24 protein-coding genes are annotated in these 21,972 nt (G+C 60.2%); 11 read left to right on the forward strand and 13 right to left on the reverse strand.

Going from position 1 to position 21,972, the window contains the following annotated elements:
- Positions 1-58 precede the first annotated feature (58 nt).
- From CO655_RS27720 to CO655_RS27730, 3 genes are all read left to right on the forward strand, one after another.
- Complete coding sequence (locus CO655_RS27720; RefSeq protein ID WP_097607665.1) at positions 59-652, forward strand: TetR/AcrR family transcriptional regulator; 594 nt, start codon at positions 59-61, stop codon at positions 650-652.
- 346 nt (positions 653-998) lie between these two features.
- The gene (locus tag CO655_RS27725; RefSeq protein WP_097607666.1) at positions 999-1,661 is read left to right on the forward strand and encodes a metal-binding protein ZinT; all 663 of its coding nucleotides are present in this window, start codon (positions 999-1,001) and stop codon (positions 1,659-1,661) included.
- Positions 1,662-1,913: 252 nt separating this feature from the next.
- Positions 1,914-2,402: a cupin gene (locus CO655_RS27730; protein ID WP_097667492.1), complete on the forward strand. Its 489-nt coding sequence runs from the start codon at positions 1,914-1,916 to the stop codon at positions 2,400-2,402.
- Between the two features lie 141 nt (positions 2,403-2,543).
- Here the strand turns inward: CO655_RS27730 and CO655_RS27735 are convergent, their stop codons facing one another.
- The 11 genes from CO655_RS27735 to CO655_RS27785 all read right to left on the reverse strand — a co-directional run bounded on the left by CO655_RS27735 (position 2,544) and on the right by CO655_RS27785 (position 12,929).
- Positions 2,544-3,269, reverse strand: coding sequence for an amino acid ABC transporter ATP-binding protein (locus tag CO655_RS27735; protein WP_097667472.1), 726 nt, complete (start codon positions 3,267-3,269; stop codon positions 2,544-2,546).
- Positions 3,247-3,906, reverse strand: coding sequence for an amino acid ABC transporter permease (locus CO655_RS27740; RefSeq protein ID WP_097667473.1), 660 nt, complete (start codon positions 3,904-3,906; stop codon positions 3,247-3,249). The genes CO655_RS27735 and CO655_RS27740 overlap by 23 nt, the downstream gene beginning before the upstream one ends.
- Positions 3,903-4,574 carry an amino acid ABC transporter permease gene (locus tag CO655_RS27745; RefSeq protein WP_010033609.1) on the reverse strand — a complete coding sequence of 224 codons (672 nt, stop codon included), beginning with the start codon at positions 4,572-4,574 and terminating at the stop codon, positions 3,903-3,905. The genes CO655_RS27740 and CO655_RS27745 overlap by 4 nt, the downstream gene beginning before the upstream one ends.
- Positions 4,575-4,653: 79 nt before the next feature.
- Positions 4,654-5,439, reverse strand: coding sequence for a transporter substrate-binding domain-containing protein (locus CO655_RS27750; RefSeq protein ID WP_097607667.1), 786 nt, complete (start codon positions 5,437-5,439; stop codon positions 4,654-4,656).
- Between the two features lie 4 nt (positions 5,440-5,443).
- The gene (locus tag CO655_RS27755) at positions 5,444-6,193 is read right to left on the reverse strand and encodes a GntR family transcriptional regulator (protein WP_097607668.1); all 750 of its coding nucleotides are present in this window, start codon (positions 6,191-6,193) and stop codon (positions 5,444-5,446) included.
- Between the two features lie 157 nt (positions 6,194-6,350).
- Positions 6,351-7,121 (reverse strand): amino acid ABC transporter ATP-binding protein, encoded by a 771-nt coding sequence (locus CO655_RS27760; RefSeq protein WP_097667474.1) that lies wholly within the window; start codon positions 7,119-7,121, stop codon positions 6,351-6,353.
- A 12-nt stretch (positions 7,122-7,133) separates the two neighbouring features.
- On the reverse strand, positions 7,134-7,793 hold the full coding sequence (locus CO655_RS27765; RefSeq protein ID WP_097607670.1) for an amino acid ABC transporter permease: 660 nt from the start codon (positions 7,791-7,793) through the stop codon (positions 7,134-7,136).
- 5 nt (positions 7,794-7,798) lie between these two features.
- Complete coding sequence (locus CO655_RS27770; RefSeq protein ID WP_097581502.1) at positions 7,799-8,461, reverse strand: amino acid ABC transporter permease; 663 nt, start codon at positions 8,459-8,461, stop codon at positions 7,799-7,801.
- Positions 8,462-8,624: 163 nt separating this feature from the next.
- Positions 8,625-9,464, reverse strand: coding sequence for a transporter substrate-binding domain-containing protein (locus CO655_RS27775; RefSeq protein WP_097607671.1), 840 nt, complete (start codon positions 9,462-9,464; stop codon positions 8,625-8,627).
- Between the two features lie 382 nt (positions 9,465-9,846).
- On the reverse strand, positions 9,847-12,030 hold the full coding sequence (locus CO655_RS27780) for a DUF1217 domain-containing protein (protein ID WP_097667475.1): 2,184 nt from the start codon (positions 12,028-12,030) through the stop codon (positions 9,847-9,849).
- A gap of 251 nt (positions 12,031-12,281) precedes the next feature.
- Positions 12,282-12,929, reverse strand: coding sequence for a TetR/AcrR family transcriptional regulator (locus tag CO655_RS27785; RefSeq protein ID WP_010060450.1), 648 nt, complete (start codon positions 12,927-12,929; stop codon positions 12,282-12,284).
- Positions 12,930-13,093: 164 nt separating this feature from the next.
- On the opposite strand from CO655_RS27785, the gene CO655_RS27790 reads away from it, so the two are divergent.
- The 8 genes from CO655_RS27790 to CO655_RS27825 all read left to right on the forward strand — a co-directional run bounded on the left by CO655_RS27790 (position 13,094) and on the right by CO655_RS27825 (position 21,066).
- A complete protein-coding gene (locus CO655_RS27790) occupies positions 13,094-13,978 on the forward strand; it encodes an EF-hand domain-containing protein (protein ID WP_097667476.1) in 885 nt (294 codons plus the stop codon).
- Positions 13,979-14,289: 311 nt separating this feature from the next.
- Entirely contained in the window at positions 14,290-15,582 is a 1,293-nt protein-coding gene (locus CO655_RS27795; protein WP_097667477.1) for a flagellar hook protein FlgE, read from the forward strand.
- A 13-nt stretch (positions 15,583-15,595) separates the two neighbouring features.
- Entirely contained in the window at positions 15,596-17,056 is a 1,461-nt protein-coding gene (gene flgK, locus CO655_RS27800) for a flagellar hook-associated protein FlgK (protein ID WP_097667478.1), read from the forward strand.
- 2 nt (positions 17,057-17,058) lie between these two features.
- Positions 17,059-18,105, forward strand: coding sequence for a flagellar hook-associated family protein (locus CO655_RS27805; protein WP_097667479.1), 1,047 nt, complete (start codon positions 17,059-17,061; stop codon positions 18,103-18,105).
- Between the two features lie 10 nt (positions 18,106-18,115).
- The gene (locus CO655_RS27810) at positions 18,116-18,487 is read left to right on the forward strand and encodes a hypothetical protein (RefSeq protein WP_010032274.1); all 372 of its coding nucleotides are present in this window, start codon (positions 18,116-18,118) and stop codon (positions 18,485-18,487) included.
- A 155-nt stretch (positions 18,488-18,642) separates the two neighbouring features.
- The gene (locus tag CO655_RS27815; RefSeq protein ID WP_010032277.1) at positions 18,643-19,515 is read left to right on the forward strand and encodes a DUF6502 family protein; all 873 of its coding nucleotides are present in this window, start codon (positions 18,643-18,645) and stop codon (positions 19,513-19,515) included.
- Positions 19,512-20,573 carry a DUF5666 domain-containing protein gene (locus tag CO655_RS27820; RefSeq protein ID WP_097667480.1) on the forward strand — a complete coding sequence of 354 codons (1,062 nt, stop codon included), beginning with the start codon at positions 19,512-19,514 and terminating at the stop codon, positions 20,571-20,573. The genes CO655_RS27815 and CO655_RS27820 overlap by 4 nt, the downstream gene beginning before the upstream one ends.
- Positions 20,574-20,826: 253 nt before the next feature.
- Complete coding sequence (locus CO655_RS27825; RefSeq protein ID WP_097667481.1) at positions 20,827-21,066, forward strand: hypothetical protein; 240 nt, start codon at positions 20,827-20,829, stop codon at positions 21,064-21,066.
- A gap of 36 nt (positions 21,067-21,102) precedes the next feature.
- Here the strand turns inward: CO655_RS27825 and CO655_RS27830 are convergent, their stop codons facing one another.
- Positions 21,103-21,516, reverse strand: a complete 414-nt coding sequence (locus CO655_RS27830; RefSeq protein WP_010032283.1) for a type II toxin-antitoxin system VapC family toxin — start codon at positions 21,514-21,516, stop codon at positions 21,103-21,105.
- Positions 21,513-21,761 (reverse strand): type II toxin-antitoxin system VapB family antitoxin, encoded by a 249-nt coding sequence (locus tag CO655_RS27835; RefSeq protein WP_010032286.1) that lies wholly within the window; start codon positions 21,759-21,761, stop codon positions 21,513-21,515. Before CO655_RS27835 ends, CO655_RS27830 begins: the two co-directional genes overlap by 4 nt.
- Between the last annotated feature and the right edge of the window lie 211 nt (positions 21,762-21,972).

The raw sequence follows: 21,972 nt of genomic DNA on the forward strand, positions 1-21,972 counted from the left end.
GACTCAATTTGTCTATCTGACTTTTGACAGCTCAGACAAGCAGTGTCAATGTGTCCATATGAAAAATGAAGATCGCAAATCAGCCCACATTCTGGATTCCGCGCTCCCAGTGTTCGCCCGGTACGGCTTTCAGAAAACCACTATGGCGGATATTGCGCGCACGGCAGGGATATCGCGCGCTTCGCTCTATCTTGCTTTCAACAGCAAGGAAGAGCTGTTTCGAGCCGGTTCCGCCCGTGCACACCGATTGACGATGGCCGAGGTGGAAGCGGTCCTTAATCGGACGGGAGATGTGATCGATCGTATCGCGGCTGCCATCTCCGCCTTCCAGCAAGGGTTGATCGCCCCGTTCGGCAACAGCGAAAACGCCAAGGAACTGTTCGAGACGAACATGGAGCTCGCCGAGGACATAACGATTGCCGCCCGATCGAAGCTCATCGCGCTGTTGTCAGAGGCCCTGGGGGAAGCCCGAGAGCGAGGGGAAATCGATCTGGCAGCATCAGGAGGCCGACCTGCTGACCTCGCTGCGCTGATTGCGGCTGCGATGGATGGCATCAAGCACAATTTCCGCGCCGGTGGACCATCCGATGAATCCATGCGGCTGTTGATGCGGATTTTGCAATTGGCGCTCATGCCGGAAAGCAGGAGATGACCGACGGGCGTCGCCGCGGCAGCTTTGCCGCAGAAATCAGCAGACGCCGGCCGCGAGAGCGAAGTCCATAAGGCCAAGGTGGCTATTTGCGTCGGACGCACGAACTTTCCTTCGGATCGCCCTCCTCGCCGATGACGCCGTGGTGCATGAAGACCGGAGCTTTTGCGGCGATGGGCGCCTCCTGAATTGGCTTGGATGCAATGCGTTTGAATGGTGATCACCAAGCGACGCGCATCAACGGGTCCCACCTTGCGCTTGCAGCCAAAGCACGCTACTTGGCATCTGTAATGTTATTACATGACAGATCGAGCACGAGCCATGCCGGCCAATCGAAAGGTTTCAGTGAATGAACAAGGCGATCACCACACTCAGCTACGCCCTGGCTGTATCCGCAACATTGACGTTTGCGGGAACGGCAGGCGCCCAGACATCTTCGGGGAACAATCACGGCCACAGCCATTCCCACGATAAGAAGGGGTCGGTGCATGATGGGTATTTCGATGACGATCAGGTAAAGGCGCGTGAACTGTCGGATTGGGAAGGCGACTGGCAGTCGGTCTACCCCTATCTTGTCGACGGAACCTTGGATCCGGTGATGGCCGACAAGGCGAAACATGGCGACAAGAGCGCCGGGGAATATCGTGCCTACTATGACACGGGATACAAGACCGACGTTGGCCGGATCGTCATCAACGGAAAGAAGGTTACGTTTTTCCGCGGCAAGGACTCCGTGACCGGAGACTACGAGGCGGATGGGCACGAAATCCTCACCTACAAGAAGGGCAATCGAGGGGTTCGTTTCGTCTTCAGGAAAAGCACCGGTGATGACGCCGCACCTCGGTTCATCCAGTTCAGCGACCACATCGTCGCCCCCGAGAAGGCCGACCATTACCATCTTTACTGGGGCAATGACCGCGCCGCGCTGTTGAACGAGGTCACCAACTGGCCGACCTACTACCCCGCGAACCTGAACGGCAAGCAGATCGCCGAGGAGATGCTGGCACACTGACGACCGAGGCGACCGCACGTCGCCGGATCGGGGGCGCGCAGAGCGCCCTCTTGTGTTGGCTCGGAGCGCGGAGCATCAGGCAGCCTCCTGCCGGGCGCGTCGAGGAACCTTTGGCAATCACCAAAGTTTGGTTTTTGCCGCCGCCAGCGCGGATGCCTTCGGCGAAGAGCGCCTCAAAGGATCGGTGTGAACAGCTGCAACGGCTCCGCGCTGCTCGCGCCGCGGCAATCGATGACAACCTGGGGATTCAACATGCACGTCGAAACGACAATTTTCGAGCCGAGCGACTGGGTCCCGAACAATCAGCGCCTTCCCGTGCTGCTTTACAAGGGGCTTGTTGGCGACGACGGGGCTTGTGATTTCGAAGATCGCTTCGCGGCAAGCGGTTGGACAGGCATCTGGACAAACGGTGTCTTCGATTATCAGCACTACCATGCCGGCGCACATGAGGTGCTCGGAGTTGCACGGGGTAGCGCCACCCTTCTGATTGGCGGTCCCCGTGGTCAAGCCATAAAGGTCGCGGCGGGCGACTGCTTGGTGCTTCCGGCCGGGACAGGGCACCAAAATCTCGGCTGCACGTCGGACTTCCAGGTCGTCGGCGCTTATCCCAAGGGACAGCATGCCGACATTCAGACTTCGGCTGCATCCAGCGACATGCTGGCAAAAATCGCGTCCGTACTCCTCCCCCACAGCGATCCCGTTCAAGGTCCGTCGGGATTTCTCACCAAAAGATGGCGGTAGCTGTTCGCCGCCCAATCACGCGGCCACCATGACGACTCTCATGCATGTCGCCCGGAAGTGTGCAGCGGTTCCGGGACAACGACATGCATAAAAACAAAGAGCTAAAGCGCGTCGCATGAATCAAATTTGATGCGACGCGCTTTAGCCGACACCGAGAAACTGCCTGAGCTCGGCAGTCTGCGGATTGGCGAAGACATCCTCCGGCCGGCCTGCTTCGTGGACCCTGCCCTGATGCATGAAGACGACACGGCTGCAGACGTCGCGGGCGAACTTCATCTCATGCGTGACCATCAGCAGCGTCATTCCCTCGGCGGCAAGCTCGCGCACGACGGCCAGAACTTCGGCAACCAGCTCCGGATCAAGCGCCGAAGTAATCTCGTCACAGAGGAGCGCGCTCGGCTGCATGGCGAGCGCGCGGGCGATGGCGACGCGCTGTTGCTGGCCGCCCGAGAGCTCATCGGGATAAGCGTCGAACTTGTGGCCGAGCCCCACCCGCTCCAGCATCTTGCGGGCGACGGCTTCTGCCTCGGCCTTCGGGGTCTTCTTGACCACGGTTTGCGACAGCATGACATTGCCGCCGGCGCTTAAGTGCGGGAAAAGGTTGAATTGCTGAAAGATCATGCCGACCCTGAGACGCAGCGCCTTGAGATGCACCTCGTCGTCGAGGAGCTGCGCACCGGCCACGGAGATCGAGCCGCTGGTGATGGTCTCCAGTCCATTGATGCAACGAAGCAGGGTCGATTTGCCCGAACCGCTCTTGCCGATAATGGCGATGACCTCCCCCACCTCGACATCGAGATTGATGCCTTTCAGCACTTCGGTGGCGCCAAAGCTTTTGCGGACTTCAGTGATTTCGATGAGCGACATTGAGCTTCCTCTCCAGGATCTGGCTGCTTTTCGACAAGGGCCAGCAAAGCGCGAAGTAGATGAGGGCGACGAGCCCATAGACGGTGAAGGGCTGGAAAGTGGCGTTAGTGACCACGGTGCCGGCTTTCGACAGTTCGACGAAGCCGATGATCGAGGTCAGCGCCGTTCCCTTGACGATCTGCACGGAAAAGCCAACCGTGGGCGGTATGGCGACCCTCAGCGCCTGCGGGAGGATGACGTAACGCATCTGCTGCAACCGCCCCATAGCAAGGCTGGCGGAGGCCTCCCATTGGCCTCTGGCGACCGATTCGACGCAGCCTCGCCATATTTCGGCGAGAAAGGCCGCGGTCCACAGGATGAGCGCCAAGCCCGCGGCAAGCCAGGCCGGCACATCGATGCCGAAAAGACCGAGACCGAAAAAGGCGATGAAGAGCTGCATCAGCAACGGCGTGCCCTGGAAGAGCTCGATATAATACTTCGCGAATATCCTGAACGCCTTGTTCTTGCTGATGCGCAGGAACAGCAACACCAGCCCGACCGCGCCGCCGCCGATGAAGGAGACGAGCGAAAGAAGGATCGTCCAGCGGGTGGCGAGCAGCAGGTTGCGCAGTATATCCCAGAAGGTGAACTCGATCATCGCGCCGCTCTCCTTGAAAAAATCAACCCGCCGACGACCGCCAGGACCTGCCGGAGCAGGATCGCCAGCGCGAGATAGATGGCCGTCGATACGAAGTAGGCCTCGAAGGCGCGGAAGGTTCGCGACTGTATGAAGTTTGCGGCGAAGGTCAGATCCTCGGCGGCGATCTGCGACACGACCGATGAGCCGAGCATGACGATGACGACTTGCGACGACAGCGCCGGCCAGATGCGCTGCAGCGAAGGCACGAGAACCACATGCCGGAAGGTTTCGAAGCGCGTCATCGCCAGGCTCTCGCCCGCCTCGAACTGGCCCTTGGGCGTTGCCTGGATACCGGCACGGATAATCTCGCAGCTATAGGCGCCGAGGTTGACAACCATTGCAAGGTTGGCCGCCGTCAGTTCGGAAAGATGGAGGCCGAGCGACGGCAGACCGAAAAAGATGAAAAAGAGCTGGATCAGGAAGGGCGTGTTGCGGATCAGCTCGACATAGGCCGCAACGACCGGCTTCAGCCAGGCCGGGCCGAGTGCCCGCACCCAGGCGCAGAAAATGCCGAGCGAAATGCCGAGCACTCCGCCGACCGCGATAAGCTCCAAGGTGACGAATATGCCCTTGATGATGTCAGGGTAATATTGAAGCAGCCAGCCGAATTCGAAATGGTAGCTCAAGGAATGTCCCCTCTTGCGGTGACGGAGCGCATGTCATCCCGCGGGGCGCGCGGGAGACATGCGCAAGATCCAGGTTTGCTTACAGATCGGACGGCAGACCGGCGCCGAGCCACTTCTGCGATATCGCGTTCAGCGTGCCGTCGGTCTTGGCGGCGGCGATAACGCCGTTCACCTTCTCCAGCAGGCCGGACTGTTCCTTGCTGAGGCCGATGTAGCAGGGCGAGTTCTTGATGAGGAACTTCAGCTCAGGGCGCTTGGGAGGATTCTTGGCGAGGATCGCAGCCGCCACGACGTTGCCGGTGGCAATGATGTCGACCTGGCCGGAGAGGAACGCCGAGATGGTGCCGTTATTGTCCTCGTAACGCTTGATCGTCGCATCGGTTGGCGCGATCTTCGTCAGCTCGAGATCTTCGACGGCGCCGCGCGTGACACCGATGCTCTTGCCCGCGAGATCTTCCGCCTTGGCGACCGCAAGATCGGCCGGTCCGAACACACCGTTGAAGAAGGGCGCATAGGCGACCGAGAAATCGATCACCTTTTCGCGCTCCGGATTCTTGCCGAGGCTTGATATGACGAGATCGACCTTGTTCGTCTGCAGATAGGGGACGCGGTTGGCACTCGTGACCGGCACAAGCTCGGCTTTGACGCCCAGCTTTTCGGCTATGAGATTGGCCACGTCGATATCATAGCCCATCGGCGCCATATCGGTGCCGACGCTGCCGAAGGGCGGGAAATCCTGCGGGACAGCGACGCGCAGCGTCCCGCGCGCCGTAATATCGGCGAGGGCATCGGCGTGCGACGGCGCGTTGAAGCCGAAGGTCGCGGCCAGGGTCGCGATTGCGAAGAAGACTCGTCTTGTCAGCATGTGTTCATTGCTCCTTTGAGGTTGTGGTTTTCAAGTCTGACTGTCGGGAGACGGCGGAGGCGGCCTTGGGCGGCAGCGACAGGGAATTGCGCAGATCCGAAAGCGGATCCGGGCGCGCCGTGAGGTCGAGGCCCATTTCGACTTCATCAAGATGTTCGACGGAAAGGGCCGCAGCTCTGCCGAAATCGCCTGCCTGCATAGCCTCGAAAATGCGGCAGTGCCCCTCATGGGATTGCGCCGCATGAAATTCGGATTGATAGAGCATCGAAATGAGGATGGTCCTCGCGGTCAGGTCGCGAAGGATATCGACGATGATGGCGTTACCGCTCAGTTCCGCGACGCGGATATGGAAATCGCCCATCAGATAGGTCAGGCGCTGGCGGTCGCCCGCCGCCATCGCATTCCTCTCCTCGTTCAGATGGGCGTCGAGAGCCTTGCGCCCCTCCTCCGTCAGCATGCGCATGCTGCGCAGCAATCCGGCCTCGACGATACGCCTTGCCTCATAAACCGCGATCGCATCTTCGGCGGACGGCTCGACGACAAACCAGCCCCGCCGGGGGCTGACATGCACGATACCGCGCGTCTCCAGGCGCATCATGGCTTCACGGACGCGGGTCCGGGACACGCCGAAGAGTGCCGCGAGCTGGTTTTCGCCAAGCCGCGTACCGGGTCTGATCTTGGCGGACAGGATGCCGGAGACGATCGTCGCCTCGATGGACTTCTGGTTGGTCTCGGATGTGTGGCTATCTTGCATACAAGACAGAAAGCAAAGCGCATGCCAAAATCCTGTGCTCAGGATTTTCGGCATGTCTCGGATGCTTTGCGGAAAATATGCCTGCCGGGAATGCAGACTGAACGTAATTTAAGCGAGCGCGGCCCCCTCGCCGATCTGCCGCACGCTTCGCCCCGTCTTAGTTAAAGCTCGAGGTTTTGAGAAATTCGGCCAACCGTTCGGTCTTCGGGCGCACGAACATTTCCTTCGGATCGCCCTCCTCGCAGATGACGCCCTGGTTCATGAAGATGACGCGGGACGAAACCTCGTAGGCGAAACGCATCTCATGGGTGACGAGCAGCATGGTCATGCCGTCGGCGGCAAGCCCCTTGATCACCTGCAGCACTTCGCCCACCAGTTCCGGGTCGAGTGCCGAGGTCACCTCGTCGAACAGCATCAGCCGCGGCGACATGGCGATGGCGCGGGCAATTGCGACGCGCTGCTGCTGGCCGCCGGAGAGCTGACCGGGATAGTGGTTGGTGCGGGCGGCGAGACCGACGCGGTCGAGCCATTTTTCGGCGATGATGCGGGCCTCCGGCTTCGTCATCTTCTTCACCTTGATAAGGCCGAGCATGACGTTTTCGGCGGCACTCATATGCGGGAAGAGATTGAACTGCTGAAAAGCCATGCCGGTCAGCGCACGCTGGCGGGCAATCTCCTTCTCGTTCTTGCGCCGCCGGCTCGCGCCGTCGATGCGATAGCCGATCTCTTCGCCGTCGAGGCTGATCGTGCCGCCCTGGAATTCCTCGAGCATGTTGACGCAGCGCAGCAAGGTGGTCTTGCCGGAGCCGGACGAGCCGATGATCGAAATGACCTCGCCTTCCTCTACGGCGCAATCGACGCCCTTGAGAACCTCATGGATGCCGTAAGTCTTGCGCAGACCCTTAATGTCGAGAATGATCTTGGCCATCGGGAAGTCTCCTCAGGACGGCAGGGCGGTCTTGCGCTCGACATATTTGCCGAAGTGCTCGATGCCGTAGTTGACGATGAAATAGAGTCCACCGGCCAGAAAATAGAACTGGAGGCTCATGAAATTCCGGGAAATGATCTCTTGCGTGCGCAGGAGAAGCTCGGCGACGCCGATGACCGAGAGCAGCGTCGAGGCCTTCACCATCTCCGCCGCCGTATTCACCCAGGCCGGCAGGCACTGGCGCATGGCCTGCGGCCACAGCACCGAGGTGAAGGTCTGGATAAAGGTCAGGCCGATCGCCTTGGCGGCTTCGGTCTGCCCCCTCGGGATGGCCTGAAGCGCTCCGCGCACGATTTCGCCGACATGGGAAGAACAGAAGATCGCAAGAGCGAGCACGCCGGCGGAAAACGGCCCCAGATCGAGACCGACCGCGGCGGAGACGTAATAGCTTGCCAGCACGAGCACGAGCACCGGCGTGCCGCGGATGATATCCGTATAAGCGCGTACGAGGAGGCGTAAAACCACGCCGCCGTAAACGAGCGCCAGACCGACGAAGACGCCGAGGACGGAGCCTGCGAGAATGGCCAGCAGAGAGATCGACACCGTCATGGCGACGCCATTCATGATGACGTATCGGGCGATCCAGAGTTGTTCGAGAAAAGTGTGGGACATCGGGACTATCTCGGCAGGGCCAGACGGCGCTCGACAAGGCGCATCAAGGCGGCGATGAGGAAACAGGTCGCGACATAGAGGGCTGAAGTGACCATCCAGGTTTCGATGACGCGAAAACTCTCGACATTGATCTTGCGGGCGGCGAACGTCAGCTCAGGCACGGCGATGGCGGCGGCGAGCGAGGTGTCCTTGAAGAGCGAGATGATCGTCGAGGAGAGCGACGGCAGCACGTTGCGTAGCATCAGCGGAGCAATGATGGAACTGCGGATCTGCATCCCGGTCAGGCCGATGGCGAGACCCGCTTCGGTCAGTCCTCTCGGAATCGACAGCAGGCCGGCACGGAACACTTCGGCCAGATAGGCGCCGGAATAGAGGGAGAGAACCAGAACGAAGCTTTTCATCTTGTCGAGGCGCAAGCCCATCTGCGGCAGCGCGAAAAAGGCGAAAAGCACCAGGACGAGAATAGGCAGGTTGCGAATGACAGTGACATAGACGCGCGCCGGCACGATTGCGAAGCGGCTCCTAGATGTCAGCGCGAAGGCCACGACAAGACCGATTGCGGCCCCGATCAGGATCGAGATCACCGCAAGCCCGAGGCTGAGGGCAAGCCCGCTTAAGAGAAAGTCGAAGTTGCGCCAGACGGCAGCGAAATTCAGCGTGTAACCCATGCGGGTCCTTTCAGACCAGAACTGATGCCGAACGCGCGAGCGGTCCGGACGACGTCATGCTCCAACTCTTCGATTCAGAACCGGATTCCGATCTTAGGCCGAACCAGGCCTAAGATCATCCTGTTCCAGCGGAGCGGGCTTGAGGTCCCGCCTCGCATGACCGTCACTTGAATTCGACGGGAAAGCCGATCTGCGGCGGCGTCAGGTCTTTGCCAAACCAGGTCTTGAAGGACTTGGCGTAGAAGTCGAATTCGACGCCTGTCATGGCTTCGTGAAGCGCGGTGTTGACGAAGTTCAGCCAGTCCTGATCACCGCGTTTGACGGCGCAGGCATAGGTCTGCGGGTTCCAGCCGTAGCCGGCGTCCTTGTAGCGGCCCGGGTTCTGCGTCATGTACCAGGCGAGCGACGACTGGTCCGTGGCGACGGCATCGGCGCGCGCCGACTCCAGTGCCTGATAGATCAGGTCGACGGATTCGTACTGGTCGACGGTCGCCTCCGGCAATGCCGCATGCACCATCGCCTCGGCATAGACATTCTGCAGAACCGAGATGGTGACCGAGGAGCCTGCCGCCTTCAGAGCGGCATAGTCGGCATATTTTCCGTCCGCCTTGAGCATCAGGCCGACACCCTCGCGATAATAGGGAATGGTAAAGGCCACCTGCTGGGCGCGTTCGCCCGTAACGGTCATGAACTGGCAGGTGATGTCGACCTTGTCAGTGGTGATGTTCGGGATGCGGGCGTCGGAGGATTGGTTGACATATTCAATCTTCTCCGGATCGCCGAACAGGGCCTTGGCGATGATACGGCCCATGTCGACATCGAAGCCCTGAAGCTTGTCGTCCGCGCTCTTGAAGTGCCAGGGCGCATTGGTGCTGCCCGTGCCGAGAACGAGATGGCCGCGGGCCAGCACTTCATCGAGCTTGCTGCCCTCGGCGAGCGCAGGCGTGGACAACAAAGCGGCGGCGACCAGCGATATCACACCGGTGCGAAAGGAAATGGTCATGGCGTTCCCCTTATGGATGGTTCCCATTGTTCCAGTATAATGGACGCATGTCTGTTTTACTGGAATAATGTATCAAGTGCCATCGAGGATGAATTGTCAATGGGTCATGCCGAAAAAACGCGCAGCAGTGCGCGTGGTGATTTTTTTGGCAGTGCAGCATTTTCGACCACTTCCGAGCGGACCACTGGCTGGCGTTCTGACCGCTCGGGGTTGTCAAGATAGTCGAAGCAAAATGCACGGCGATTATGTGGACGCCAAAGAGGTCGCCCAAGCGACTTCTGGAGAGCTCTCCTACAAGAAGTGTTCCCGATCGGTCCCGGGGTGGCGGCCGCCGAACGACGTTGGGCGGTGGTAGGCGGCCTCAGGAACGGAGTAGGATCACTTACCCGCTTTTTAATTGCGCCACTGCTAGCAGCGTATCGGCGCTGATCGCCGCCACACCGGTCAGAATTGAAAGCGCAGTCGATGTGGTGCCGGTGCCGTTGGCCATGTCATACATGGCGGTGAAGCGCTTGATCAGATCGTCGACTTTGTCGGAATCCGACAGATCCTCGATGTCGATGAAATTTTCGACCATCTCGGCCTGCTTCTCGACGTCCATGTTCGAGACGTAACTGGAAAGGTTGAAGCTCGTCGTGAAGAATTCGAAGAGCGCGCTGTCGCCCAGAATGTCGTAGGCACTCGAGATCTCCGGCGCTTTGCGTTCGAAATAGAGGGCAAGGCGCACGCCGGTGTTGCTGTCGCCCTGATCATCCTCGAGCGTCAGCCTGACATAGGCATCGACCGTCTCGAGCACATCGCCGCGCTGCTGCACCGTACCGGTGGGATCCGCGGATATATTGCCGTCCTGATCGAAATTGAACGCGCCGACGAGTTCGGCGAAACGCTTGTCGTCGAGCTTGTTGACGTAACTATCTTCGTCGTCGAGATCGGACGAAAACATCTTCTCGAGTTGATCCGACGTGACGTCGTCCGGGTCGAGCCCCTTTGCCTCGAGCACGAACGCAACGAGGCGATCATCGGCCAGAAATTCGCTCGCCGTGGTGATCGTCGCCATCTGCTCGCGAAAATAGGTGATCTCGTCATCCGCCGCGTCGGTCGCCTCGGTCAGCTCGTCGCCCTCGAGGTAGCGAATTTTATTCTGCTTGTAATAGGCGGCGTAGTCGTCGACGACCGATTCCGACATGGCCTGCAAGGGAACGGTAACGTCGCCATCGCTGTCGAAATTGAATGCTTTGCGAAAGGCGAGGAAGCGATCGTCGTCCAGACTGTTGACATAGCTTTTGGCATCCGTGGGATCGCTTTTGAGAATTTTTCGTACCTCGCTTCTCGAAACGCTGTCCGGATCTATGTCGAAGGCGCGCAACGCCATCTCCCACATTTCCGGGAGATCGTCGTTGTCATCATCGTCGTCATCGGCATTCGACACGAGGAAATCGTCGATCGAAGTGACGCTGGCGATGCGCGTCGTATAATTGTCGACGGCATCTTCCGTGTCGGTGTTGGCGATCAGCACCTGATAATTCTCATCGAAGGCCGCCGTGGTCGCGGCGGTCTGGTCCGACGTCTGGGCCGTGTCGCCATCGGCAAGCGCGCCGTCCTCGTCGAAATTGAAGGCGTCGTGCAGATCGGACAGGCCGATCGCATCGGCGATGTCGGCGCTTTTCAATGCTGCGGAAATGAAGGTGTCGGACTCGTCGTCGGTAAGGCCGTAAGCCGTCCTCAGATAGGACACGAGCTTGTCATTGCTCATCAACTGATCGACCGAGGTGATGTTGCCGATTTCCGCGGCGAAATAGGTGTCGTAAGCCTCTCCGGTTTCGGAAGAAGCAATTGTCGCCGAGGCCACCGCATAAGCACTGGTCACGAGCAAAATCTGGTCTTCCGACATCAGATCGCCGTCGACCGAGCCGTCCTCGTTGAAGTTGAAGGCCTTTGCGAGGCTGACATAGACGTCGTCGCCGAGCTGGTTGACGAAACTGTCGGCATCGTCGAGGTCGCTCGTCAGAACGTCCTTCAGGAAGCTGGTCGACGTGTATTCGGTGCTGAGGCCGAAGGCCGTCACCACATAGTTCTTCAGCCGCGAACTCGACAGGAAATCGTCGACCGAGGTGATCGACGCGATGTTTTCCTCGAAATAATCGGTCTCGTCTTCGATGGCGTCCGCCTCGGTCTCGAAGGACTCCTCATAGGCATCCAGCAGGTTGTCGCGCTGCACATCCGATTGGGCGGTCTTCGTCTCGCCGGAAAATTTGAAGGCGGCGGCGAACTCGGCATAACGGCCGTCGCTCAAGGAGTTGGCGAAGCTCGATGAATCGCTGAGGTCGCTCTCCAGCACCTTCTTCATGAAGGCCTTGGCATAGGTCATGTCCTCAAGGCCATAGGCCTTCATGGCATAGGAGTAGAGCTTGTAATCGCCCATGAACTCGTCGACCGTCGTGACCTTGTCGATGTTCTCCTTGTAATAGGCGCTGTCGCGGGCGACCGTTGCCTGGGAAGCCACGTTCGAGAGACTGGCGCCCAGATTTCGCGCGACCGCGAGATAGCTTACATAGGTGGAAACCAACGTCTGTCCCTCTCACACTTGTTTTATGCAAGACCGCCACGCGTTTCGCTGGCTTGCCCGGCGCGGCGATGCCGCGCGAAAGCCTGCGGCCGTCACGATTGAAATTTCTCATCTCTGCGGAAATATCGTCGCCGGTCATGGCGAGGCACAGCCACTGACATGTGGCCGAATCAACTTAATAGAACTAAGGAGTTCTATAATTCATCCAATCGTGAATTGGAAGCCAGGAGTCAGAAATGTCTCTGGTTCGCTCAGGCGGCGCTTATACCGGCGGCAAAGATCGCAATTGAGCGGCGAAGATGGGCAAGCAGGGCTGCCCGATCGGGCCAGGCCTGAGCACGGCCCTCCGGCGGTCCCATGCCCCCGAAGATCATGTCCATCAGCATCCGGGCTCCGCTTACCGGATCGTCCAGGGTGAGCCGGCCCTCGGCCCGGCGATCGCTCAGCCAGTCGGCCAGTTCCTGTCGGCTGGCAAGCATGCCTTCCCGTTGCAGGATATCGACCAGCTCGGGAAATTGCGCGGCTTCACGGAAGACGAGCTGCAGGAAACCGGCGCGGTCCGCATCTTTGTCCTCGTCCATGTCGATCATGAATATCCGTTCAAGGCTTTCTGCGATCGAACAATCTTCGGCGGGCCGCGGCAGATCAAGCATCAGGCGCCGATGCGCAGCGACGACGGCGGCGAACAGCTCTTCCTTGCTCTCAAACAGGCGGTAGAGCGTCTGCTTGGAAACGCCCGCTTCGGAGGCGACGACCGCGGTCGTGCTTCCGGCATATCCATATTTCACAAAAACCCGGCGGGCGACTTCGACGATCTGCAGCCGCTTGTCTTCGTCGGTGGAGACTTTCGGCCGGCCTCGTCTGCGCGGCTCGTCTGCGGGCTCATCAATAACTTTCATGATCGTCTAAGCCGCCCTGCCGAAGCGCATGCCGACGACCTGAGAAAACGCACTACGATTTCTGAGGGATAATTTCTTCGGTTGTAGCATTAGCGATTTCGATTTAGAGAACTCATCAGTTCTGTAATGCGTTGCATCCCCACCCCCATAGCGATGGAGCGCTTATGACGACCATTTCTGCTGCAACATCAATCTCTTCCTATTCTTATAGCAGGAGCTCGACGTCCGCATCCGAGGACATCCTTTCGTGTAATACGGTTTCAGCAAAAAAATCAACCACAACCCAGCAGTCCGACGAAGACGCCTCCAGCAGCGCCGACAAACTTTTGTCGCAGCTGATGACGCTGTCGATGAACCGCTTCTCGGATCAATCCGGCTCCGGCGGCGAGCAGGATGGCGGCGAAGGCATGGATGTCTCCCAATTGGATACCGATGGCGACGGCTATGTCAGCAAGGCCGAATTCGTCGCGGCCCGGCCGTCCGATGTCACGGAGGACCAGGCCGGAACGCTGTTCGACAGTTTCGACAGCGAAGGCACCGGCTCGCTCTCGGTCGATGCGCTCGCCGAAGCCATGTCCGCCCAGCAATCGGAACGTGCCGACGGACCGCCACCGCCACCGCCGCCTGCCGATGATGACGAGCTGTCGTCCATGCTCGCCGATCTCGATACCGACGGAGACGGGCTGATTAGCAAAGCCGAATTCGTCGCAGGCCGGCCGTCGGATGTGACGGAGGATCAGGCCGGCACGCTGTTCGACAGCTTCGACAGCGAAGGCGCAGGCTCGCTCTCGGTCGATTTGCTGACCGAAGCCATGTCCGCGCAACAATCCGACCGTGCCGACGGACCGCCGCCCCCGCCCGCGTCAGCCGACGATGATCAGTCTGCATCCCTGCTCTCCGATCTCGACACGAACGGGGACGGGCTGGTGTCGTTGGAAGAGTTCATGGCCGGCAAGCCTGATGACGTCACCGAAAGCCAGGCGAGCCAGCTCTTTGCTCTGCTCGATAGCTCAGGCACCGGTTCGTTGTCCGTCCAGTCCGCGAGCTGACGATCGATACGGGCTCGTCGCCTTGCAGTTGCTGGAGAAGCTGCAAGGCGACGGTCCGAAAGCGGCCCGGCAGTTGAGCCGGCAGAGCTTTCTGCCGGGCCGCTTCTTCACGAATGGTGCGCCGTAACGGGCGCACGACGCCAGCGCACGGATGAGCCGCAGCGCCTATCGCCATCACGAGGCAATCCAGACACGCAAATCATCGACCGGCGCCGGCCTTCGTCCGGGCGCGAGAGATGGCGCGCGCCCGCAATCCGGCCCTGGAAGCCTTTCGTCACATGGCATGTTCCCAAACCTTAAAGGATCGAGCCATGAGCATTTTTGGAAGCATGAAAACCGCCGTCTCCGGCATGAGCGCCCAGGCAAACCGGCTGAGCACGGTTTCCGACAATATCGCCAATGCCAACACCACCGGCTACAAGGCCGTTTCCACCTCGTTTTCGTCGCTGGTCCTGCCCTCTTCCTCGGGCAATTACAATTCCGGCGGCGTTCAGACATCGGTGCGCCAGGCGATTTCCCAGCAGGGCGACATTTCCTACACGACCACGGCTTACGATCTCGCGATTTCGGGAGACGGTTTCTTTATCGTCGAAGGCGCCGACGGCACGCCGGTACTGACCCGGGCCGGCGACTTTTCGGTCGATAGCGACGGCAATCTCGTCAACAGCGCCGGCTACACGCTCATGGGCTATTCCTATGATTCAGGCGTACCGGCCGTGGTCGTCAACGGTTTCGACGGGCTGGTGCCGGTCAACGTCGCCCAATCGGGCCTAAGCGCCATCGCTTCGACCAGCGCCTATTTCAGCGGCAACCTCAACTCCGAAGCGACCGTCGTTACCGATACGACGACGCTGCCGAGCGCCAATACATCTGCTGTCACCGACGATACGCAGAAGATGTCGCTGGTCGCCTATGACAGCCTCGGCGCCACCGTCCAGTACGACTATTATTTCACCAAGACCGGAGTGACGACGGATGCGAGCGGCGCGGTCACCGGCAGCACCTGGGAAGTCGCGGTCTATCGCAATGCCGATGCGGCGACCGGCGGCACGACGTCCTTCCCCTATTCCTCCAGCGCCGTCAGCGTCGCGACGCTCTCCTTCGACGCCAACGGCCAGCTGACCTCTGCGACCGATACCGACATCGTCGATCCGGTGACGGCCAAGACGATCACCATGGATTATTCCGATTTCACCCAGCTTGCCTCCGATTTCTCGGCAACAGGCTCGGCGGACGGTCAGGCCGCAAGTTCGGTGAGCTCGGTGTCGATCGATACCGACGGCGTCGTCTCGGTTTCCTATGCGAACGGCACGACGAAGGCGCTCTACCAGATCCCGCTCGCGACCGTCGCAAGCCCCGACAATCTGACGCTGCTCAGCGGCAACGTCTATACCGCCAACGGCCAGTCCGGCGTCACGGTCACCGGCTTTCCGCAGACGAACGGGCTCGGCTCCATCCAGTCCGGCGCCCTGGAAAGCTCGAACGTCGATCTCGCCGGCGAACTGACGGAGATGATCGAGGCGCAACGCAGCTACACCGCCAATTCGAAGGTGTTTCAAACGGGCTCCGACATCATGGATGTCCTCGTCAACCTGAAACGATAGAGGGAGCGCCTGGATGTCGCTCACCTCCGCCTTGAACAGCGTCCAAAGTATTTTCAACAATACCGGACAGCAAAGCAGCGTCGTCTCGACCAATATCGCCAATGTCGGAAATTCCGACTATGTCAGGCGGGAGGCGTCGATCACGACGTCTCTTTCCGGCGCTCAGGTCGTCAGCATCAGCCGGGCGCAGGAAACTGCGCTGCTGGCCCAGTATCTGCAGTCGAATGCCAAGGACAGCGCCCAGCAGACGCTGGTGACCGGGCTTGAAAGCCTGAAGTCGCTGGTGGGCGGCAACGACTACGAGACCTCCCCGAGCACCTATCTCTCGGCATTCCAGGAGGCGCTGCAGACATTCGCGACCTCGCCGAGCAGCACGACCGCCGCGCAATCGGCCGTCACCGCTGCGCAGGATCTCGCCAATTCGCTGAATACGGCAAGTGACGGCGTCCAGTCGATCAGGGCCGAGGCGGATGCGGAGATCGCCACGCAGGTCTCCACGCTGAACACGCTGCTGTCGCAGTTCGAAGCGGCCAACAATGCGGTCAAGCTGGCAACGGCCACCGGCACGGATACGTCTTCGGCGCTCGACGAGCGTGAGAAGCTTTTGAAGCAGATCTCCTCGATCGTCGGCGTCAATTCCGTCGTGCGTAACAATAACGACATGGCGCTCTACACCTCCGATGGCACCGTGCTGTTCGAGACCGTACCGCGCACCGTCACCTTCGCTTCGACGGCGACTTACGTCGCGGGAACGGAAGGCAATGCCATCTATATCGACGGCGTTGCACTCGATGCCGGCGAAGGATCGACGACGAGCGCCTCCGGCAGCCTGCAGGCGCTGCTGCAGCTTCGCGACGAAATCGCCCCGACATTCCAGGCTCAACTCGACGAAGTCGCCAAGGCCCTCGTTCAGGTCTTCTCGGAAACCGACGGCAGCACCAGCGCGCCCGGGCTGTTCGTCTGGACCACGTCCGCGGGCGTAACCGGGGGAACACCGTCCTCCTCGGACGATACCACGGGGATCGCCTCGACTATTTCGATCAATACAGCCGTCATCACCAGCGAGGGCGGCGATGCGACGAAGCTGCGCGATGGATTGATCAGCGGCATCACCGATCTCAACACATCAGGGGACAGCGGCTTCTCCGATAATCTCGATGCTCTCTATACGGCACTGATGGAACAGCGCTCGTTCTCTTCGGACGCCGGCCTCTCCACGACGCAGAGCCTGACGGACTATGCCAGCGCCTCCATCGGCTGGCTCGAACAATATCGCAGCGACGCGACATCGGCTTCCGAAACGACGGCCGCGGCCCTGTCGCGCTCCGACGAGGCCTATTCCAACGAAACAGGCGTGAACCTCGACGAGGAGCTGACGCTCCTCCTCGACATCGAACAATCCTACAAGGCAGCGACGAAGATCCTGAACGTCATCGACGAGATGTTCCAGTCGCTCCTCGACATAGCGAGCTAGTCATGAAGGCATCATTCGTTTCATCCTCGGCGATGCAGAACGTTCTCAGGCTCACCATCAGCCAGTCCCAGACCAAGCTGCAGCAGGCCTCGACGGAGGCGACGACGGGAACCTACGCCGATATCGGCGTGTCGCTCGGCGCCGGCGCCGCGAAGACGATCAACCTCACCAGCGCCATCGACCAGGCCGCCTCGTTCAAGACGAGCAATTCCGTCGTCGCGTTGCGCATGGAAGCATCGCAGACCGCGCTTTCAAGCCTCAAGGATGCCGGCGACAGCCTGGTCTCGAACCTGACCGCGCTCCAGGCGAGCCAGGATACGACCAGCATTGCCGTCGCGCTACAGACGGCAAGTGCCACGATTTCGCAGCTGATCTCGACGGCCAATACCTCTGTCAACGGCGAGTTTCTGTTTGGCGGCACCAACCTCGACAACCAGCCGCTGACCGATCAATCCTCCACGGTTTCCGATACGATCGTCACAGCGCTCACCGATTACGCAACCGGTCTCGGAAAAGACGTGAATGAGTTGACCGGCGAGGAGATCGGCAGCTTCATCACCGACACCGTCGAGCCGATGTTCTCGGAGAGCGCCTGGACCGATGCTTCGTCAGGTTGGTCGACGGCATCCAGTACCGATATGACCAGCCGGATCAGCGGATCGGAGACCATTACCTCCTCGACCAACGCCAATTCCGACGGCATGCGTTATCTCGCCCTTGCCTCCGTCGTCGTCTCCGCCCTCTTCGGCCAGGATCTCAGCGACGACGCCAAGAGTACGGTCGCATCAAAAGCGATTGGTTATGCCGCCCAGGCGACGTCCGGCATCGTCACGCAGCAGAGCCAGCTCGGCCTCTCGCAAGAGCGGCTCGAAAAGGCCGATGACGCCCTCGATGCCCAATCGAGCCTGCTGCAGGGAAAGCTTGTCGATCTCCAGGGCGTCGACACCTACGAGGCGTCGACGCTCGTCAACCAGCTGCAGACGCAGCTGGAAACGGCCTACACGCTCGTCTCCAAACTCCAGAGCCTGAGCCTGGTCAACTACCTCTGACGGATTGAGAATGCGGGAATTCAAGCTGCAAATACCGGCCTTAAGCAAAGAGCCGAATACGTCGTGCTCGGAAATCGTCGCGGAGGCAGCCTTCGCGCTGGCCTCCGGCATTATCGACACCATCCCCTTCATCGGCTGCAAGCTCGACGAACAGCAGGCTCGGGCCTGGCCGCGATCCGGTGTCTTCACCGACGACGGCATCGAGATGACCGGCACGCCGCCCGAGATATTCGAGCTTTGCGAGCTCCTGGCAGGCCATATCGAGAGGGGCACATCATTCGACGTCTTCGAGGTTTTCCACAAGATTGCGCGCATCGACCGGCTGATCGACTGGAGCCACGGCGCGGTGCTGTCACCCGAGCCGCATCCGGTAACGCATTGACAGACCGCGTAAAATAATCTTTCCAATCGCAGTGCGGCCACGGTCGCATCGGCGGGGGGCACGGCATAGACCGGCCTTGCATGTAGCCATCGCGTTGCGCCACCCCGGACTTTGCCATAGGGAGATCGAAGGCGATCGTCGAAGGTCTGCCGGCAATGGTCTTCAGAGACCGAGTGTTCTTGATGTCGAAGCCGCGCGCGAAGCTACCCTTCTCCGAAGAGACCTTGCAGGCGATGCTGATCCGCGTGCTGCGCCCGCTGGTCAGGCTCGCTCTTGCCTCCGGTTTCAACTTCACCGCTTTTTCGGCCGTTCTTCGCCGGCTTTATATCGAAGTCGCCGAGAAAGAATTCGCGCTGCCGAACAAGCATCAGACCGATAGCCGCATCTCGCTTCTGACCGGCATCCACCGCAAGGACGTCAACCGGCTGCGCGGGCAGGCGCTTGATCCATCATTCCTGACCGTGGGCGTCTCGCAGACAAGCCGCATTCTCGCCCGGTGGCTTGCCGATCCGCTGTATTGTGATGCCGAGGACAAGCCGAGCGCCCTGCCCCGGACGTCCGGCGATGGCGGCCCGTCGTTTGAAAGCCTGGTGACTGACATCACCAAGGACGTCCATCCCCGTTCCATCCTCGACGAGTGGCTGGACAGGGGTCTCGTCGTTGTCGACGACAATGGCTGGGTCCGGCTCAATCTTTCCTCGATCGTCCCGAATGCCGGCGACGACGCCCGCCGACATTATTTTACCCGCAACCTTCGCGACCATGTGCAGGCGTCGGTCATGAACCTGATGAACGACCCTCCTCCCTACTTCGAACGCGCCGTTCATTATGACGGGATCTCACAAGCGCTGGCCAGCCGCCTCGACGAGATCGCTCGCGAGGAAGGCATGGCATTGCTTCTCAAGCTCAACAAAATCGCGCATCAAACCCTTAAGGACGATCCCGGCGGCAACAGCCGCTGGATCGCGGGACTGTATGTCATGACCGAGGAGGCAGACGCCGCTCCCGAGACGGAGACGGACGAATGAGCCCGTCGATGATCTCCAGAAGGCAGTTTCTGCTGGGCGGCATAGCGCTTCAGGTCTTGAGACCGGAGTTTGCCGCCGCCCAACCGACGGGGACGAGCGATCACGGCATCGGCGGGTCCGGTCTTTCCATTCAGGGAGGTGGAGAGAACGAGGATCACGGCATCGGCGGCACCGGCATCGTCGGGACCATCCAGGGTTTCGGCAGCATTATCGTCAACAACATCCACATCCCGTTCAGCCAGGCGACGCCGGTCGAGATCGACGGGCGCCGCGTCCCTGCGAGTGCCATGAAGGTCGGCCATGTCGCCCGGGTGCTGCTCACAGGAAAGCGCGCCGCCCGCATAACGATCGTCAGCGAGGTCCAGGGCCGCATCGACCAGATTGCCAAGGGCGGGATAAGAATCCTGTCGCAAACCGTCGACACATCGGGCTTGGCGACGAAAGGCCTGCGGAAGGGCAAGCGGGTCGCCGTGTTCGGCATCCGCAAGCCTGACGGTACAATCCTTGCCCGGCGCATCGAACCCCGCTCCGCTTCCGATGGCGCCCACGTCCGCGGCGTGCCCGCCAAGCGCGGCAACCGCGTTCTGATCGGCGGCCTTTCGCTTGGCACCACGCACGGGTATCTCGCCGGCAAGCAGACGCTCGTGCGCCTGAAGGCGACCGCCGATCGATTGGTCATTACGCGCATCCAGGCCGAGCCCGTGGTGCCGGGCCTGAAACGCGGCGTCGTCAACGTCGAGACCTTCCGGCCGACGGACAGAGACGGGACAGGTTCGGGACGTTACGGATCGGCGCCGCCATCTCCGGATGGTCATGGCTTCGTCGATTTCGGCGTTCGGGATTCGAGCCGCATGACGGGATTTCCCGGAGGGCGCGGTCCCGATGGCTTCGGCCTTCGCTCGCCGGACGGTCGCGGAGATGGGCCGCGGCCGGACCACTCGCCGTTCGGCAGAGGTGGGCATGGCGGAGATTCTCCAGGTCCGAACCGGCCCGGCGGCCCGCCACCGAATGACGGCCCACCGCCCGGGCCGCCGCCGGATTTTCCCGGCCAGCCCTGAGCGCGTCATCAAACCCAATTGACATATGGGAAAATTTCCCATTTATTGTTGTTGCGATCCCTGCTTCGGGTGATTCCGACGAAGGGCTTGCCGATTGGCTAACGGGTTCGCCCCACACCCGCTAGCCAATCGTTGATTTCCTGTCGCTTGCGACCGTCAATACCGCGTTGCAGAGGACCGCGCCGTAAAGGCCCTTCGTCTGCCCGATGTCGCATCCGAACCAAAACTCGCTTCGCCCAAGAGGAAACAGACATTGCTTTTGCTGGAACGCATATCGATGGAGACGGACGGATCGGCCGTCGTTGCAACTTGGGAAAACCGCGCGCAAATCATCGACATTATGCGTAGCGTCCGCGGGATGAGCCAGGAACTTCAGGACCTCTGGAACAAGAGCGGCGGAATGGGCCGGCTCAGCCAGGTCGACACGGACAGGCTGGTCGAACTGCTGCGGGACATCGGCGACCTGAATGAAATGTTGATGCGATTGGCCTGAAAGGCGCCGATGCTGCAAACCGTCTGATGAAGGACGTCAGAATTCCCAAGGGGAGATCAAATCAAGGCCTGTCACGGCAAAGTCGCCCAGATTTCGTGTTGCCAGCCGACCGCCATTGACCCGCGCAATTGCCGCGATCATACCATCCGGTGCCGACATTCCACGTCCTTGACGCGCGGCGGCGCCCATGATGTCGCCATAGGCAAGAGCGGCTTCTTCGGTCAGACCAAAAATTCGGTCCGCGAAGCGGCGGCGCCAGTCGGAGAGTGCCTGCTCCAGGCGTTCGGCGCGCTGATCGGGCCGGATCTTCTGGATACCAAAAGCGATCTCGGCAATCGTCACCGTCGGCAGCGCCAATTCGGAATCATGACGGATGAGCCAGGCGATTACGGCTTCGCTGGGAGATTTTCTCAAAGTTTCCGAAACGACGTTGGTATCGAGAAAAATCAAAGCTCGATGCCCTTATGAACCTGCCTGCCCTCCTTGATGACGGCTTCAAGGTCGATGTCCGTCCCGCTTTGTTGCGTCAGCCTGTTATAGAAGGACACAGCCGGCTCTCGCCCGGCTTCGCGTATTTCATAGGATTCAAGAGCCCGCTCGACAATGTCGGCTATCGAGCGATTTTCACGGCGGGCAAGCCGGTGTGCGAGATCCCGCGCCTTTGCGCTTCGTACAGAAAGCTGTGGTTCGGCCATGGCTCAGATCTCCTTCGCAATCAATATAAACCCCGGCGTTTCTGCCATCAAGATGGCAGCTAATGGCTTGCCATCGCATTGAGGAAAAATAGACCCAATTTTGGACAGTTGACAGGGTCCGTAAATAGTTCGCCGGGTAACTGAGATCTAAAAGAATTAACCATATAGCAGCGTTCTTGCGAAATAATGACCCACGTACATCAGGCATCTC

It is taken from the genome of Rhizobium sp. M1, assembly GCF_002531805.1.
GTDB classification, from domain to species: domain Bacteria; phylum Pseudomonadota; class Alphaproteobacteria; order Rhizobiales; family Rhizobiaceae; genus Rhizobium; species Rhizobium etli_C.